Below are 17,419 nucleotides of genomic sequence, written 5' to 3' on the forward strand. Positions count from 1 at the left end.
GACCAGTGCGAGACGGGAACGAAAAATAGCGCCCACGGCTGAGGCCAGATGAGGTGGCCGCTGTCGTATACGACCGGAGAACCGTCTCGATTGGCACCCCAGCTTTCTCCGGAGTTAGCGCCGAGGGGTTTTGGAGTGTAGATCATGATGTGCGAGTGCCACGCTTTGACATGATCGTCGATGTATGAATCCTTCGCCATCATGTAGGCCATGGAACCATTCTCCGGCACTGACAACTGCTTTTCGGCGATGGCCGCCGTTAGGCTCGTGCGTATCGCCGCTTCGGTCGCGCCGGCCAGCGCCATCTTCGTCTCAAAGAGCGTGTAGGGCACAACGGTGCGCGAAGCTGGCGGATTGTAGCAAATCGGCGTCTTTACTCTTGGGTTCCAGAAATTGTCGTCGTCGAAGGCCTTGGTCCACGAGCGCTCCACGATACACGTAAAGCCGTTCGTGCCTTTTATGGCGGTTTGGTAGCCTTGCGCGTCGAGCACCACGACGGTCGCGTGAGCCGAGATCGCCTTAGGCGCGGCAGTGCGCGCGAAGTCGATTTCGCTTTGGCGATCCGGCATCATGTATTGCGCGATCGGCGCCATCTTCGGATAGAGAGTGCTTGCGGCTTCAGCGTGTGCTGAGAATGTCGCCGACGCGACAGACGCGAGCGCGAGCGCGCAGATAGTCATGATCGTACGATTCATTGTCATTTGTGATACACCTGATGCCTGCGTTGTGAGCGACGTAATGTCGGCGTCGGTTTGGGTTGATCGCGGAAATCCCCTTGTGACGGAATGTACTCAAATCTTCAAAAGGTGCGCGACTCCGCGCGAACCGAGGTGGTACGATTTGCGTGTTGGATGCAGATGGCACTCGCTGTCGTTTGCTCCACTTTTGGCACGGTGGGTTCGATTCGCTCACCGTGCCGTTACTCACGAGCTAGAGGGAATCCAAATGTCGAAATATCGTTTGGTTCGAATAGCCCTCTTGGCGGTGTTGGTGCTGCTCGCCCAGGGAACATGGGTTCTGGCGGGCACGACCGGTGCGCTCAATGGTGTGGTGTCATCGAAAGATGGAACACCGCTTGCGGGCGTCAAGGTTACGGCAACTTCTCCGTCCGAGTCGGTTTCCACGGTCACCGGAGCTTCCGGTAACTTCTCGTTCGTCTCGCTCTCGCCCGACACATATGAAGTGACGGCGAGCAAGGACGGCTACGACACGTCATCGCAACCCGGCATCTCGGTCTTCGCCGACAACACGCAAAACGTGAAGATCCAGATGCAGGTGGCGACCAAGACACTCGGTCACATCACGACGACCGCGGCTAGCGCGCTCGTGAAGGCCGGCACGACGTCTGACGTCTATTCGGTCAACGCGGCAACGCAAGCCAAAGTCGGGTCGATGGGCGGCGGCGGCAGTCTCGATGCTGCATACGGCGCCATCGCGACCACGCCGGGCGTCGTCGTCATCCCCGGCCAGATGGGCTGGTTTCAGACGATGCACATCCGCGGCGGCGACAACGATCAAGTCGGTTACGAATTCGACGGCGTTCCCGTCCTGCGTTCGTACGACAACTATCCGGCATCAACAGCATCGGCGCTCGGCCAGCAGGAACTGCAGGTCTACACCGGCGCTGCTCCCGCGAACTCTGAGTCACAGGGCATTTCAGGCTACATCAACCAAGTCATCCGCAACGGCACGTATCCCGGCTTTGCGGACATGAACCTTGGCATCGGCGCACCCGCGCTGTACAACAAGGCGAACATCGAAATGGGCGGTGCCACGCCGGATCGCAACTTCACGTACTTCGTCGCTTTCGGCGGCTACCATCAGCAATTCCGCTACTACGACGAAAACAACGGCGCTAGCATCACCCAAACGTGGGGCACACCGTTTGCGAATACGTCACCGGCGGACGGCTGCAAAGATTCGGGCGGAAACTACACGCCCGACGCCAAGAACTTCCGCTCGTGCTACAACACAGGCATCGGGCCGGGCGGCGTTGCGCTTGCTTCGCCGGTGCTCTTCGGCAACAATTCAGACGTATGGGATTACGAGAACGTCGTCAACCTGCACTTCGGCCTGCCGCATAAGAATGACGCCGGCAAGGACGATATCCAGCTGCTGTACGACAACTCGTACCTCTACAATAACGTATACAGCTCAGCCTCCGACTGGGGCGTCACCACGCCGGGTTTGTTGCAAAACCTGAACGGCGGCGCACCGGTGTTCGGCTATTTGAGCGGACCCGGCCTCGGCTACCAATATCTTGGTAAGGTCGGTGGCGCGCTGGGTTCGGGGGTTACGGCCGGCCAACTCGCCGGCATGGTCAACCCCTACTATTTCCCGTACAACCCCAACAGCACCAAGCCGTCTTCGTACTTCGGCGGCGCTTTGGCCGCGATCAATCCCAATCAGCGTGACGGCTCGGCCAACCCCAACTCGATCATCAAGCTGCAGTACCAGAAGAACATCGGCACGTCGCAGTATTTTCGCATCTACGGCTATTCGAACTACTCAGTCTGGCCGCAAACGTGCCCAAATACGGCGTTTACGAATTTCATCGGCTACTGCCCGCTCAACTACTACGTGCAGACGACGACCAACGGCTTCAGCGGGTCGTATGCAAACCAGATCAACGATAAAAACCTGATCAATGTGGAAGTCAGCGACACGTTCGCGCGCGATTACCGTGCGAATGACACCACGATGGTCAACGACACAACGCTCTTCGGATCGCCCGATCGGCCATTCTTGTGGGCCGTCAACTCGGCCAATCCGACGAGCGGCGTGTGCTACACGCCGGCCGGCGCACCCGTCAGCTGCTACAGCTCTAATGCGGCGACAGTGGGCTTGCAAGCCGCGTCAACCGGCAGCGCGATTCTAACACTGCCTGCTACCTGCGGCTCGGGAGCGTGCGAATGGTTCGCAGCAGAAAACGGGCGGCGAGGCGGCGGCAACCAGGCCGATCCGACGTACCTATCAAGCTCGATCACCGACCAATGGAAGCCGTCATCGCAACTGCTGTTCAACTTCGGCGTGCGCGTGGACAGCTTCCGTTACAAGCTCTCGGACACCGGTGGACCCGCGCGCAACTTCTGGTTCAACTCGTTGAACAGCAGTTGGTGTGTGCTGCCCGGCGCGGGCAATACGCCGGCCTTCAATCCGAACGATGCTAACGCCGTCAACCAACCGTGCCCAGCGGGTCAGGTTGCGGTACATCTCACAAACCTACCCAACGACACGACGCGGTTCAACGTGTTCGAGCCGCGTCTCGGCGGCACGTACACCCTCAACTCGAACAACGTGATTCGCTTTAGCTACGGCAAGTACACGCAGGCGCCCAACACGGCGTTCCAGCAGTACAACTTGCTGCAGCAAGACCTCGCGAGCTACGATGCGATCAACTTCTGGAAGGCTGGGTTCACGACCACGACGCACGCGATCCGGCCGCCGACCTCGAACAACTACGACTTCTCGTGGGAGCATCAGTCCGGCGACATGAGCTTCAAGGTCACACCGTTCTTGCGCCAGACGAAGGATCAGATCCAGAACTTCTTCTTGGATCAGAAGACGGCATTCGTCTCGGGCCTCAACGCCGGCAAGCAAACCTCAGACGGCGTCGAGTTCGAACTGACCAAGGGAGACTTCAACCACAATGGACTATCCGGCTTGTTCTCGCTGACGTACACGCGCAGCTTGATCAAGTACAGCCCGCTGCAAAACGGCGGCAGCGTGCTCAGCACGGTGAATCTGGGCATCCAACAGTACAACTCGTACACGAGCGCATGCAAAAACGCGGCCCCGTCCAACAGCCCGAACGCGCTGTGCGGAACCTACGGCAACGCCAACGCCATCGCGACCGAGTTGAGCGGCGTGGCTAACCCGTACTTCAACGCGCCGGTCCGGCCGCTGTTCGACCTCAACGGCGCCTACGCTCCGTTCAACACGATTCCGGGTGGAGTCGAGTCCACGGAAGATTCCTACGAAACACCGTTCAACGCGGCGGTCGTGCTCAACTACAAGATCAACAAACTCTCCATATCGCCGCAGTTCCAGTTCTTTGAGGGGACCCCGTACGGCGCTCCGCTGTCTGGTTACGGCGTCGATCCGGCGAGCTGCTCCGCTCTCGCAGGCGGCACGATCTCGGGCGATCCGCGCTACAAGTTCGGCGGCACCGGAAATCCGTTCGATGCACTGACGTGCACGGGTACGATTCCGACGCCGGATCGGTTCACGGGCAACTTCGACAACCTCGGCGCATTCAGACTGCCGAATCAGTTCATGATGCACATGCAGATCTCGTACGACGTCAGCCAGCGGGTTGCGCTCTCGCTCAACCTGGTGAACCTCATCAACAGCTGCTCGGGTGGTTCATCGGAACCGTGGACGCACTTGGCCAACAACAAGGTATGCAATTACACGCTGCCTGGTTACAACGCGCCGCTCGCCTACGGATCGAACATCTACAACCCGGGTTCGACATTCCAGCCGATGCTCCAGTACCCGTACCAGGAGAACCCGGTATCGACCCAGCCGTTCAACGCATACCTCAACTTGAAGATCAAGATCTAAACGTCAAGGCTGCGTAGAACCACATCGGGCGGAACCCGGCGTCATGCCGGGTTCCGCTCTCGCATTCAATGGATCCTAAGAAAACGCTCAACCCTTCATGGGTTGAGCGTTTGAGCATATTCTAACGACTTTATTCTGAGTCGGTGCGGCTCCGTAGCAAGCGAACGTCCGACAGGCCGGGAACTCAACCGCCGTTGGGCAGACCTGTTGCCTTGCTTGGTTGATTGCGCCGCTTCGCCGCGTTGACGCATTCTCGACATATCGCCATGCCCTCGCGCACCCTGCGAGAGAGACAAAGCGTACATGTCTCTTTTAGACGTGGACGCAATTGATCGCTTGATAACATCGCGCTCTCCAATGGCGACAAGGCGACGACTTAGCCGGTCGCCGCCTCATGCTTAACAGACAATGGTATTGTAGCAGGTATCAATTCGAAAGGCCAGCGCGTCAGAAGGCGCCGATGCCGTTCGGCGTACCGTTGCCGGTCGGACCGTCGTATCCCGGCCCGGCATTGCAGAGTGGCGAACCTCCGCAGTGCCCGTTGCTGCCGTGAATGACGTCGAAGAGGCTGTGATGGAAAACGTGCAAACCGCGAGCGTAGTGTAGGTGGTTCTCGTTTGCCGCCAGCGCGTAAACGCCGGCGATGATCGGTGAGGCCGCGCTTGTCCCGCCGCCGACCAGCCAGCCCTGCTCGTTGTACGAGTCGTACATGGCGACGCCGGTGTTGGGATCGGCGACTGCTGCGACGTCTGCCACGGTCTTGCTGATGAGGCATAACGTGTCGTGCTGCCAGGTCGGCTCTGGTTCAAAGGGCGTGCATCCGCTGCCTGCACCTTTCCAGGCCGATTCGCTCCATCCCCGAGTGTTGGATGCGGTTTCCAGACTCGTGCTGCCGACAGACCAATAGTCCACCGTTGCAATCATGGGCTCTCAAGTGCTTCGGCGTTGCGCAGCGCGATCTCCGGATTTTCGAAAACGCGATCTCGGCGTTTGAGGACGCGCGCAAGATCATCGCGACCCTCGAAGCTCCCGTAGACGTCTACGAGGTCAAGACCGAGCTTGCGTTGACGCATCTCCTGGCGGGCCACACCGAATCGAGCGTCGGGCGATGCGAAGCGAGCGGCGGAATTCCTAGATCGCGCTTTTGAGTTGATCGAGGGTGCGGCACGCGACATGGACTCGCCGTCGACGCGAGACGTCTTCATGAACCTCAGCGTTAGTCGAGAAATCGTCGACGCTCACGAGAAGAATTGTTGGCCCGCTTACGCCGGTAGAGAGCAACCGTCCGTCAACCTCGCATAGCAAGCGCAAAGACGCTCGACAATACAAAACGCAACCGCATCTCGATTTCCCCTTATGTCTCCAAGTGTTCCCTCGACGGCACCTCAACATCGGATGTTAGAGCATGCCGAATATGTCGCCTTCGCATTAGTTGGATGGAAAGAGCGGAGAACTCAGAGAATACTTGTTTCCACATGACAAATCTCAGCCGGTCCGGAGTTCTGGAGTTTTGGTTCGACTTTGCAAGCACGTACTCGTACGTCGCCACGATGCGCATCGAAGATCTGTGCCGCGACGCGGCCGTTCGGCTCGACTGGACGCCGTTCTTGCTCGGACCCGTCTTCAGTTTGTAAGGATGGAATGATTCACACTTCAACATCAACCCGCGGCGCGGCGCATATATGTGGCGAGACCTCGAACGGCTCACCGATAAATTCGGATTGCCGTGGAAACGCCCGACTCACTTTCCGCGCTCGTCGACGTTGGCCGCCCGCGTCGCATGCTCGGCTTCCGGCGAGCTGTGGTGCGGTGATTTCATCCGCGCGATCTTTTGCGCGAATTTCGCAGACGATCGCGATATCGCCGAACAGCGCGTCGTCGCCGATGTCTTGCGCACTCTCGGCCAGCCCGCCGAGATGCTCATCGAACGCTCGCTCGCGCCGGATCAGCGGGGCACATTGCGGGCCAACACGCAGCGCGCGATTGAAGCGGGCATCTTCGGTGCTCCGAATTGCCTCGTGGGCGGGGAATTATTCTGGGGCGAGGAGTCGCTCGAGGACGCCATCGAATGGGCCCTGCGCTCGAGGATGATCGCGACGGATCCGCCCGCCGGACCCCGTTAAGTAGCCGTCGAGGTCGAAACCGAAGGTATCGGAAAAACAAAACATGTCGTAGTAGCGTGCGCGTACAGCTTGCCTGCGTCGTCGCGTACCTTTGCTTCCGCGGTCGCCATGCGTTTGCCTGAATGCAACACGAGCGCCTCGCATGAGACGCGGCCCGTCGCCGCCGTCACCGGCCGGACGAAGTTCAGGTGCAGCTCGACGGTTGTGTAGCTCGTGCCGGCGGGCATTTTCGACATCACGGCGCAACCGAGCGCCGTATCCACGAGCGTCGCGATCGCGCCGCCGTGAACGACATCCATCGTATTGTAATGGAATTCCGCCGGCGTCATCGCGAACACCACTCGTCCTTCTTCTGCAAGCACGGGCGTGAGCCCGACGAGCAGCGCCATGGGTGGCGGGGGAAATTCCCCGTTTCCCATGGCGCGAAGGAGTTCGATGCCGCTCATGTGCGGCGCTGCCTCGACGACGCGACGCGGATCCTGCCACGTCACCGTGCGCGTGCGATGTGGTTCGCTCACATCTGCGGATTCTTCTTCAACCAGTCGAGCGTGGATTGGACGTTGGTGAGCGGAGAGTCTTCCGCGAGCGAGTACAACACCTTGTCGTCTTTGCCGACCACAAAGGTCACCCGTTTCGCGAGCACCGCACCGTCGTACGCAAAGGATACGCCGTATGCTTGGGCGATCGCACCGTTCGGATCGGATACGAACCGTTGCGATGCGCCCATAGCTGCTTGGAACTTTGTGAGCACGTCGACCGGGTCCGTCGATATGCCGACGACGGTCGCGCCAAGTTTCGCGAAGTCCGCTAATTTCGCTGAATAAGTCTTGGCTTCTATGGAGCAGCCGCCTGTGAACGCCTTCGGAAAGAAGTATAAGACCACGGCTCCGCTTGAAACCGCCTTAAAAAGGTCGAATTCCTCGGTTTTCCCGGCGTTGGTAGATTTTCCGACCACTGCGGGCGCCGCCGAGCCCACTGCGATCATCGCCTGAGTGTCGTCTGCGCGCGTGCTGGTCTGGAAACCCGCGAGCATCCCGATCGACGCGATGATGGCGGCTGCGCTTTTCGATGTCGAACGCACGATATGAATCCTTTCAATGCCCTGAGGGCTGACGCTTGCCCGGACCCCGGTCGAATCCATACGCGACTCGGGACGCAATCGGAGAACATAAAGGTCGGCAACGGTATTTTCAGCTAATTGTCGCACGTATGGAAGAAGCGCTCGGCTATTACCGTTATCCTACGATAACGGACGACCTCATCGCGTTCGTCTGCGAAGATAACATCTGGACCGTGCAGACCGCCGGCGGCGATGCGCGGCGTCTCACCGGGGGCACCGGCGAAGCATCGTATCCGCGCTTATCGCCCGACGGGAAGCACATCGCATTTGTCGGCCGCGACGAAGGCAATCCCGAGGTCTACGTGATCCCGTCGGGCGGTGGCGAAGCGTCGCGGTTGACGTTCCTCGGCGGCGAACAGTGCATCGTATCGGGCTGGACACCCGACGGTTCGGAGATCCTCTTCACGTCCGACTTCAAGTCCCCGTTCATCAAGGATACGTTGCCCTACGCGGTTCGAATCGGCGGCGGAGAACCTAGGCCGCTCGCCGTCGGACACGCGATGAGTATTTCCGTCGCGCCCAAAGGGGCCGTCGTGCTGGGTCTCAACAACGTCGATCCTGCCCGGTGGAAACGCTACCGCGGCGGCACCGCCGGCGATATTTGGGTCGATGCGCGCGGCGACGGAAAATTCAAGCGGCTCATTTCGCTTGCCGGCAACTCCGTATGGCCGATGTGGCTGGCCGGCCGCATTTATTTTCTCGCCGACCATGAGGGCGTCGGCAATCTGTATTCGTGCGCGGCCGATGGGTCCGATTTGCGTCGCCATACGGACCACACCGACTACTACGTTCGTTTTCCATCCACCGACGGCCGGCGAATCGTGTACGGCGCGGGTGCATCGATCCATCTTTTCGACCCGAAATCGGAGGCGACGCATGCGATTCCCATTCGCACACCCTCCAACCCGCCGCAGATCCGCAGGCGGTTCGTCGACGCGAGTGCGCGGCTCGAGCACTATGCACCGCACCAAGATGGTCACGCCGTCGCGCTGATCGCGCGCGGCCGGCCCGCCACACTCTCGAACTGGGAAGAAGCGGTCAGCGTTCACGGTGCGGGCAGCAGCGTGCGCTACAGATTGGCCGAATGGCTACCCGATGGACGCCGTATTGTGCTGTTGAGCGATGTCGACGGCGACGAGCGCTTGGAAGTCCATCGCCACGACATGTCGACGCCGGGGGTCGCGGTCGCCGTCACCGGCCTCGCTGCCGGACTCGGCCGCCCGGTCGCATTGCTCGCGTCGCCCAAATCCGATGTCGTCGCGATCGGCAATCATCGTTACGAATTGATCATCGTCGATCTCGTCACCGGCGCGGGCCGCGTGATCGATCGCAGCCCTGCCATGCGCATTGAAGACCTCGCATGGTCTCCGGACGGACGATGGCTTGCATATTCGTGGTCTCCCTACAACGACGCCGCGATCCTCAAGATCGCAGACGCGAACACGGGGGAAACCCGCGCGGTCACATCGCCGCTACGAATGGACGTCACACCCACCTTCGATCCGGACGGCAAGTACTTGTACTTTCTCTCGACTCGCGATTTCAACCCCATCTACGACTCCATGCAATTCGATTTGGGATTTCCGAACGCGGTCCGACCATTCGCGCTGCCTCTGCGCAGCGACACCCCGTCGCCGTTCGTGCCGGCCCCCAAACCGGTCGTTCATCGCGCGCTCGAAGACAAAAAAGAAGAGTTGCCGCCGGCGGAGCCCGCGCCGATCGGGATCGACTTCGACGGCATCACCGACCGCGTCATCGGATTTCCGGTGGACGAAGGACGCTACGGACAGATCGAAGCCGTCAAGGGACGTGCTCTCTTTTCGTGGTTCCCCACTCGCGGATCGATTGCGCCGCCTGGTGACACGTCGGATGAACCACCGAGCGGGTCGCTTATCGCATACGATTTCGACGACCAGCGGAGCGTCACGCTCGCTTCCGAGATCTCATCTTTCCGCGTTGCCGCAGACCATCGGACCGTCTTCTACCGTTCGGGCGATCGACTTCGCGCGATGGACGGCTTGGGCAACGCACCGGAAGGCGGCGAACGGCGACGCGAGCCGGGCCGGCGCAGCGGCTGGCTCAACCTCTCGCGTGTGTCGTTCGAACTGCATCCTCGTGATGAGTGGGCGCAGATGTTCCGAGAGGCCTGGCGCTTGCAGCGCGATCATTTCTGGGACGAGCGCATGACGGGCGTGGATTGGCAGATGGTCCACGACCGTTACGCCCGGCTGCTGCCGCTCATCCGAACGCGCTCGGAGCTGAGCGACGTGATGTGGGAGATGCAAGGCGAGCTCGGCACCTCGCACGCGTACGAAAGCGGTGGCGACTATCCGGGCCCGCGGCGCTACCGGCGCGGCTATCTCGGCGCGGATATCATCTTTGACGAGAAATCGAAGGCGTGGAAAATCGCACATGTCATGCGCGGCGACTCGTGGGATCGCGACATAGATTCGCCGTTGGCGGAGCCCGGTTGCGCCGCACGTGAAGGGGATCTGCTTTTGAGCATAAACGGGCGCGCGCTATCGAGCTCTGTGTCGCCTGCCGAATTGCTGGTGAATGAAGCGGGCCGCGACGTCGCCCTTACGGTTCGACCGGCCGGCGGCGAGACAGCCGCTCGCGTCGTGGTCAGAGCGCTGCGCGACGAGCGGCCGCTTCGATACCGCGAGTGGGTGACGCAGATGCGCGAGCGCGTACACGAGCGCACGGCCGGCCGCGTCGGCTACCTGCACATCCCGGACATGGGCCCTTGGGGTTTTGCTGAATTTCACCGCGGTTATCTTCCCGAGATCAACCGGGAAGCGCTCATCGTGGACGCCCGGTACAACCGCGGCGGCCACGTCTCGCCGCTCTTGCTCGAAAAACTGGCGCGTAAACGCGTCGGTTACGATGTGTCGCGATGGGGCCACGTGCTTCCGTATCCACCCGAGTCGGTCGCCGGCCCGATGGTCGCGCTCACCAATCAATTCGCAGGATCGGACGGAGATCTGTTCAGTCACTTCTTCAAGATCTACGGACTCGGACCGCTTGTCGGCAAGCGGACGTGGGGCGGCGTGATCGGAATTTTCCCGCGCCATCCGCTCGTCGACGGGACGGTGACCACGCAACCCGAGTTTTCGACGTGGGCGAACGATGTCGGATGGGGATTGGAGAATTACGGCACGGACCCCGATTACGATGTGGACATCGCGCCGCAAGACGCTGGCGCCGGTCTCGATCCGCAGATGGACAAGGCCATCGAGTTGATCATGGCCGCCCTGAAGGCGCATCCGCCGGAGCTCCCGGATTTTTCCAAGCGGCCTAACCTGCGCATTCCGGATTCGCTCCCACCGCGGCCCGCATAATGTACGAGGGCAACCGTACTAGGGCAAGCATCGCTTGCCCAAAAAATGGGTGAGCGATGCTCACCCTAGTACAGGAAATTCACCCTCCTACAACAAGAATGGACAAAATCAGCGGCGGTAACCCAGCAGCCTGCGCAAGATGCCTGTTGCGCTTAGGAACAGCAACGGAAGCAAGACGAGGCCTGCCAAACGGTTCGCGCGTTCCACGTCGACTGCCGGAAGCGTAGTACCAGCCACGCCGCAGGCAGGCGCGCGCGGCGGCGCGGCCATGAAGCGGTCCGCGGACGTGTACGTGGCGAGCGTCAAGTTCATCGAGCTCGACGGAGTAGACGCGCGCGCGCATGCGGGCCCGTCCGCTGACGCCGTCAGGAACAGCGCGAACGCGATCAACGGCGCAGCTACCGCGATGGCGAACGTCCGCCAAGGCCGCGCACCGTAGCCGGTGAGCCACCGCATGGAACGGTCCCCCACAAGACGGAGCACGTCGGCCCAAAAGGCCGCGTTCGCCGGCGAGTGGCGCGCCGGATTGACCGCATCGCCTTCTCGCGAACGGCGCCGGTAGAACGCGTCGGCCACCTCGCGCGGCGAAAGTGTCGCCCGTAAGCTTCCGGTGCCGGCCGGCGCGCGTGGAGCGCGCACGGCGATCTGCGGCCGGCTGGTGACGATCGCGAAGCGCGCGCCGCGCAACGCGATCACTGTCGGAATTTCGATTGTCCCGCGCGCCCTTGAAGGCGTTGCGCCGCCAACATCGATCGAAGGGAATTCAGAGCGATCCAAATCGAGCCGCTGCGAAAATCGCGCGCCGGTGAAGTTCACGCCTCGAGCGAACTCGCACCCTGCAAATCGCGCATCGCCGCCAAAGGTGGCGCCCGGAAAACTGAGCACGCTTTCAGCCCGCGTGCCGTCGAACACTGCGTTACGCGCGAATGCGGCGTCTTCGAACGATCCAGGGCCGCTGCAGCGCATCCCCCCGAACTTCGCGTCGTCGTCGAAGCGCGCACCGGCGAACGACAGCGAGCCCATCGTGGCCGCGCCCTCGAAATTGAACACCTCGAAAAACCGGGCGCGCCGGAAGCTGGTCTCACTCGAGAATAGAGCTGCGCTGAAGTCGGCCTTGCCAAAGAATGCGACGGCGTCGAACGAACAGCGGCGCGAGGCGTGCAGTCGGGCGAATATCGCCGGGCCGCCGAACGTGGCGCCGTCAAATGACGACCGTCCGCCTAGGCGGCCGCCAGCCATGCGCACACCGGCGGCGAACGTGCAGCCGTCGAACGCGGCGGCGTCGCCGATGTCGAGTCCGTCGGCTTCCAGCGGCTGCTTGAAGGTGACTCCCGCGAACGCGCCTTTTCCCTTTATCCTCGCGCCGGCGAATATCGCAAGCCCGGAAAAAGACGATTTTTCGAACGATGCGTCGGCCGAAAACACGATGTCTCTGAAGTGCGCCTCGCCCGAAAAATGCGTACCGTTGAACGTTCCCTTGCCGGCGACCCGTGCGCCCGAGAAATTCGCGTCGCGCGCGAAATCGCCGGCCGCGCACAAAAGATCGCCGCCCACCTGGGCGCGTCGCGCATTCGCCGCCCCGCCAAACGCCGCCCGGTCGAGCTTCCACGCACCACCGCTCTTGAGCTGCGCGAACGAGGCGCTCCGGGCGAATGCTGTGTCCTGCGCCGAAAGTTCTGCACCGCAGACGGCATTGGCAAACGAGACCTCTCCGGCGAAGGCGGCCGCATCGAGGTCGATCGCGCCTTCCACGACCGCGGCGCCGAAATCTACCTCCGACGAGCACACCGCATGATCCAAAGCGATCGATGATGCTCGCAGGCCGGGCGCGCGCAGCGTTCCGGTGAACTCGGCCCGCGATCCGATGAACGCATCGCAGCGGGCATTGCCTATGACCGCGTCAGCAGCATACTTCGCGCGGCTGCAATCGAACGCACCGCCTATGCGTATGCCTGAGAAGTCCGCCGCACCGCCGAATGCCGCAGACTCGCACGATAACCCGCCGCCGCAGTCGATGCCGGCGAACGAAGTCTGTGCACCGAATTGCGCGCCGTCGAAGGTGACCGCTCCGCCGACGGCCACGCCGGCGAATTCGACTTCGGCGTGGAAGTTCGTTTCGAGCCCGGTCACATCGCCGGCGACACGAACGTCCTTCACAATCGAAGCCGCGTCAAATGTCGCGGTCGAACACGCGAGCTGGCCGAATCGCGATTCATCGATGCGCACTGCGCCGGCGAAGCGCGCTCCGTTGGCCACGAGCGCACCCGAAACGTCGGCGCCGTGAATCCGCGCACCGCGTCCAAATCGCGCCTCACCGAGGTGCAACGCTCCGGCGATCGTTCCGCCCTTCAAGCAAAACTCCCCGCCGGTCTTCGCTCCCGAAAGCCGGACGCCGCCGCCGACGGTCGCCATCTCGAAAACTAGATCGCCATCAACGCGTGCATCGCCACATTCCGTATCTGCGCCAAACACAGTGCCGATGAATCGGACATCGCCTGTGCAATGCGTGCCGCGCCAAGACGACGACACGGCGAATGAGGCATCGCGCGCGTCGATCGGACCTTTCACAACGCATGCGTCGAACAAAGCATCGGCTTCGAAGCGCGTCCGAGCAAGAAAGAGACCCGCGCTGAATTCGCACCCGGTGAATGTCGCGGACTTCGCAAAACGGACGTTCGCCAATTTAAGCTCGCCGAGCCGGCAGTGGGTCATCGACCATGGAGCGGGCACGAACCGGCCTTCGAGATCGAGCGGCCCGTCGAGGATTGCGCCGTCCACGTCCAGTGGCAACCCTATCCTAACGACCTCGATGATCCACTCCGCTTTGACGCTGCGTCCCAGCGGATCGGTCTCGGACGGAAAATGCAACGGCTCGCCGGCCATAAGCGCCGCGAGCTTGATCTCGTCTGAACGCTCGGAGATCATATACGGGCCAATTCAAGAAACCTGCGCCGTCGAACCTTTACGACCGACCGGTACGTCCTACTCGCATGGCGCCTCTCGGAATGCCCCAGCGGCGCCGTACTAGGGCAAGCATCGCTTGCCCCGTTTTTTTAGGATGGGCGAGCGATGCTTGCCCATCCGACAGGTAATGAAGCTAGAGCGCCTCGGCCAACTCCGGATCGCGCTCGATGAGCGCAAGCCGCCGCTGGGCAGCGCGCGCGTGCAGCTTCTCCGTCCAACCAACGAGGCTGGTGTAGACCACCGGCACGAGGAAGAGCGTGAGGAAGAGCGACGAGCACAGTCCGCCGATGATCACCATCGCCATGGACTGGCGGAACTGCGCGCCCTCGGTGAGGCCGATTCCGAGCGGCAGCATGCCGGCTATCATTGACGCGGTGGTCATCACGATCGGACGGAAGCGGACCGATGCCGATTCGATGATGGCTTCGCGCAGCGTTAGGCCGCGCTGTTCGTGCAGCGTGTTCGCGTAGTCCACCAGCAGAATGCCGTTCTTCGCCACAAGGCCCATGAGCATCACGATGCCCAACATGGAGAATATATTGAGCGTTTGGCCTGCGAACGCCGATGCGTCGGGGAACACCTGGTGCAAGCCGTTCAGCACCGCAAGGATGCCAAGCGCACCCACGAGCGCTACCGGTATCGAAACCATGATCACGACCGGCGTCAGGTAGTTGCGGTAGAGCACGACGAGGAGCATGTAGATCAGCCCGAACGAAGTTCCGAGCGCGATGAGGATCTTCGATTCCGTGTCCTGTAAGAATTGCACTTGGCCTTCGGTTGCGACGTGCACGCCCGGCGGTAGGAAGTTCGGATCCTTGAGCGCCTTCTGCACTGCTGAATCGACAGGACCGATCGGCGCGTTGTGCAGCATGTTGGCGAACACGCGGATGATCCGTTCGCTGTTCATTCTGCGCAAGACCGGTGGCTCGGTCACCCAATTGAACGAGGCGACATCGGCGAGCGGCACGAGCTGGCCGTTATCGGAACGCACCGGTGTGGTCTCGAGATTGTGCACGTCGTTGCGAACGTCCGGCGCGAATTGCACGATAGTGTCGATCAAGCCCTGGTCGCTGCGGACTTTGGTAGCGATCACGCCGCCGATAGCCGCGCGTGCAGTGCTTGCGGCCGCCAGCGGTGATATCCCGAGCATGGTCGCGCGGGCGCGATCGATCTTCACTTCGAGCCGTGGGCCGGTCATCTGGCTCGTCGCATTCACGCCGGTGGTATTCGGTTGGCGTTTGATGAAGTCGGCAAGCTTCGCCGCCGCTGCGTCCAACGCTTCGACGGGACCGCTCAGCGTGTATGTCATGTCGGCGCCGCCGCCGTTTTGTGCGCCGCCTGAGGTGAGGAGCGCTCCGGGGACCATCGTGCTCATCTTGTTGATCTGATCGACGAGCTTGTGTTCTTCATGGGTGTACTGTGGGAGCAAGTCGATCTGAATCGTGGACGTGTAGGTGCCGTCGCCGCCAATCGTCTCTACGACGTCTTTGACGTGCGGATTTTTCATGAAAACCCCGGCGATGCGATCGGTGCCGGTTTGAGTCGCGGAAAGCGAAGTGCCTATTGGATACTGGAGGCTCGCATTTGCCTGGCCGTACTCCGTGTTCGGTTGGAACTCGGTCGGGATGACCGCGACGAGCCCGAGCGACAAGATCACGAGCACGGCCGAACCGATGCACACCATCCACGGATGGCTCAGCGCCTTTGGAAGCGCGCGATCGTGGTATCTCTTCCGCAAACCGTCGAACCATGAGGTGAAGCTGCGCACGAAGCCGATCGGACTTTCCTTCGGTTTGCGCACCACGGCCCATTTAGCTGCGAGCAACGGAGTCAACGTGAATGAGACGAGCAGCGAGAACATGGTCGCGGTGACGATGACGAGTCCGTACTCGCGAAGAAACTCGCCAACGATGCCACCCATGAACGCGATCGGCGCAAACACGACGACGTCCACGAGCGTGATCGCGATCGCGGCCCCGCCAATCTCGGTACGGCCCACGAGCGCGGCTTCGTCCGGCCGCTTACCCATCTCGCGGTGCCTGGTGATATTTTCGATCACCACGATCGAATCGTCCACAAGGATGCCGATAGTAAGCGAAAGCCCCATCAGCGACAGCAGGTCGATGGAAAAACCGAGTAGCCACATCACGAAGAACGTGGCCATGATCGAGGTGGGGATGGCTATCATGACCACGATGGCGCTGCGCCACACGTGAAGGAAGAGCAGCAGCACGAGGGCGGTGAGGATGATGCCTTCGAGCAGATTCGTGCCGACGCCGCCGATGGCTTGGCTCAAGAAGTCGTTGTCCGCTTGGATCTCGGCGAAATGCACTTTGGGATTCTGCGTCTTCAGATCCGCCAAAGCGGCGCGCACCAGCCCTGTGGTGGACGCGGTGTCACCGTCGGAATCGTGCGCGACGTTGAGGATGATGGCCGACTTCCCGTTCAGCGTCGAAATCACGCGCTGGTCCGCGTGGGTGTCCACAACCGTGGCGACGTCGCCCACTTTCAGCGAGTTACGGGCGGCGCCGGGCACGTTGACGGGTAGTTGGGCGAAATCGGCTGGATCGGTGATGTCGGCGCGAACGCCGACCGTGGCTTCGGTCTTGCCTTGGTCGAGCCGGCCGCCCGGCAATGACACGTTACCCGTTGACAGCGCATCGCTCACGTCGAGCAAGGTCGCGCCCGCGCCCGCAAGACGCGCCGGATCGGGGTTCACGTGTATCTCGCGCGTGAAGTCGCCGCCGACGTTGATCGTGCCGACGCCCTTGATGCCGCGAAGCTTCGGAACGACGTCTCGCTGCACGAGATCGGAAAGCGCAACCGCCGACATCGAGTCGGACGTGATGGCTTCGGTCAGGATCGGCGAAGAGCCCGTATCGGCTCGGAAGATCTGCGGTGGGTTCAGATCGGCGGGCTGAAATCCGCGCGCTTGATTGACGGCTTGTTGAACGTCGTTGGCTCCAGCGTTGATATCGGTGCCAAGCTTGAACTGAACGCTGATCGTGGCGGCGCCCTCCGTGGAGCGCGCGAAGATTTGGTCGACGTGTCGGACATCTTGCAGCTGATCTTCGATCGGCCGGATGACCAGACGTTCCATCTCCTCCGGACTTGCCCCAGGATAGGCCGAGTCTATTTCGACGCCGGGGAACTGGATATTTGGATTGATGTTTTGGCCCATCATCTTGAAACCGATGATGCCAAAAACGACCACGGCCACGAAAAACATCGTGACGATGGACGGTTGCTTAAGAGCGAATTTCGTCAGCCACATATCCCTGATACCTCAGAGGCGGCTGTTTGTT

General features: G+C 61.3%; 11 protein-coding genes. 4 read left to right on the forward strand and 7 right to left on the reverse strand.

The annotated features are described in order from the left end of the window. A partial coding sequence (locus tag VII69_08520; GenBank protein ID HEY5095142.1) for a hypothetical protein occupies positions 1–701 on the reverse strand: 701 nt, incomplete at its 3' end. A gap of 244 nt (positions 702–945) precedes the next feature. Here VII69_08520 and VII69_08525 point away from each other — a divergent pair. Continuing rightward, a complete protein-coding gene (locus VII69_08525) occupies positions 946–4,566 on the forward strand; it encodes a TonB-dependent receptor (GenBank protein ID HEY5095143.1) in 3,621 nt (1,206 codons plus the stop codon). 447 nt (positions 4,567–5,013) lie between these two features. Here the strand turns inward: VII69_08525 and VII69_08530 are convergent, their stop codons facing one another. Both VII69_08530 and VII69_08535 read right to left on the reverse strand, forming a co-directional pair. Then, positions 5,014–5,490 carry a hypothetical protein gene (locus tag VII69_08530; GenBank protein ID HEY5095144.1) on the reverse strand — a complete coding sequence of 159 codons (477 nt, stop codon included), beginning with the start codon at positions 5,488–5,490 and terminating at the stop codon, positions 5,014–5,016. After that, positions 5,487–5,771, reverse strand: a complete 285-nt coding sequence (locus VII69_08535; GenBank protein ID HEY5095145.1) for a hypothetical protein — start codon at positions 5,769–5,771, stop codon at positions 5,487–5,489. The genes VII69_08530 and VII69_08535 overlap by 4 nt, the downstream gene beginning before the upstream one ends. A 270-nt stretch (positions 5,772–6,041) precedes the next feature. Here VII69_08535 and VII69_08540 point away from each other — a divergent pair, with 270 nt between their 5' ends. Together VII69_08540 and VII69_08545 are read left to right on the forward strand one after the other, a co-directional pair. Beyond that, a complete protein-coding gene (locus VII69_08540) occupies positions 6,042–6,200 on the forward strand; it encodes a DsbA family protein (GenBank protein HEY5095146.1) in 159 nt (52 codons plus the stop codon). A 24-nt stretch (positions 6,201–6,224) separates the two neighbouring features. Continuing rightward, positions 6,225–6,689 carry a DsbA family protein gene (locus VII69_08545; protein ID HEY5095147.1) on the forward strand — a complete coding sequence of 155 codons (465 nt, stop codon included), beginning with the start codon at positions 6,225–6,227 and terminating at the stop codon, positions 6,687–6,689. Here the strand turns inward: VII69_08545 and VII69_08550 are convergent. Both VII69_08550 and VII69_08555 read right to left on the reverse strand, forming a co-directional pair. After that, on the reverse strand, positions 6,686–7,207 hold the full coding sequence (locus VII69_08550; protein HEY5095148.1) for a PaaI family thioesterase: 522 nt from the start codon (positions 7,205–7,207) through the stop codon (positions 6,686–6,688). The two genes, VII69_08545 and VII69_08550, sit on opposite strands and share 4 nt — an antisense overlap. Then, on the reverse strand, positions 7,204–7,830 hold the full coding sequence (locus VII69_08555; GenBank protein HEY5095149.1) for a redoxin domain-containing protein: 627 nt from the start codon (positions 7,828–7,830) through the stop codon (positions 7,204–7,206). Before VII69_08555 ends, VII69_08550 begins: the two co-directional genes overlap by 4 nt. Before the next feature lie 68 nt (positions 7,831–7,898). Between VII69_08555 and VII69_08560 the strand changes: the two genes are divergently transcribed. Beyond that, positions 7,899–11,150 (forward strand): PDZ domain-containing protein, encoded by a 3,252-nt coding sequence (locus tag VII69_08560; GenBank protein ID HEY5095150.1) that lies wholly within the window; start codon positions 7,899–7,901, stop codon positions 11,148–11,150. 108 nt (positions 11,151–11,258) lie between these two features. Here VII69_08560 and VII69_08565 read toward each other — a convergent pair whose 3' ends face one another. Then, positions 11,259–14,075: a pentapeptide repeat-containing protein gene (locus VII69_08565; protein HEY5095151.1), complete on the reverse strand. Its 2,817-nt coding sequence runs from the start codon at positions 14,073–14,075 to the stop codon at positions 11,259–11,261. Between the two features lie 172 nt (positions 14,076–14,247). Next, entirely contained in the window at positions 14,248–17,388 is a 3,141-nt protein-coding gene (locus tag VII69_08570; GenBank protein ID HEY5095152.1) for an efflux RND transporter permease subunit, read from the reverse strand. Positions 17,389–17,419 lie beyond the last annotated feature (31 nt).

It is taken from the genome of Candidatus Eremiobacteraceae bacterium (assembly GCA_036511855.1).
GTDB lineage: Bacteria > Vulcanimicrobiota > Vulcanimicrobiia > Eremiobacterales > Eremiobacteraceae > JABCYQ01.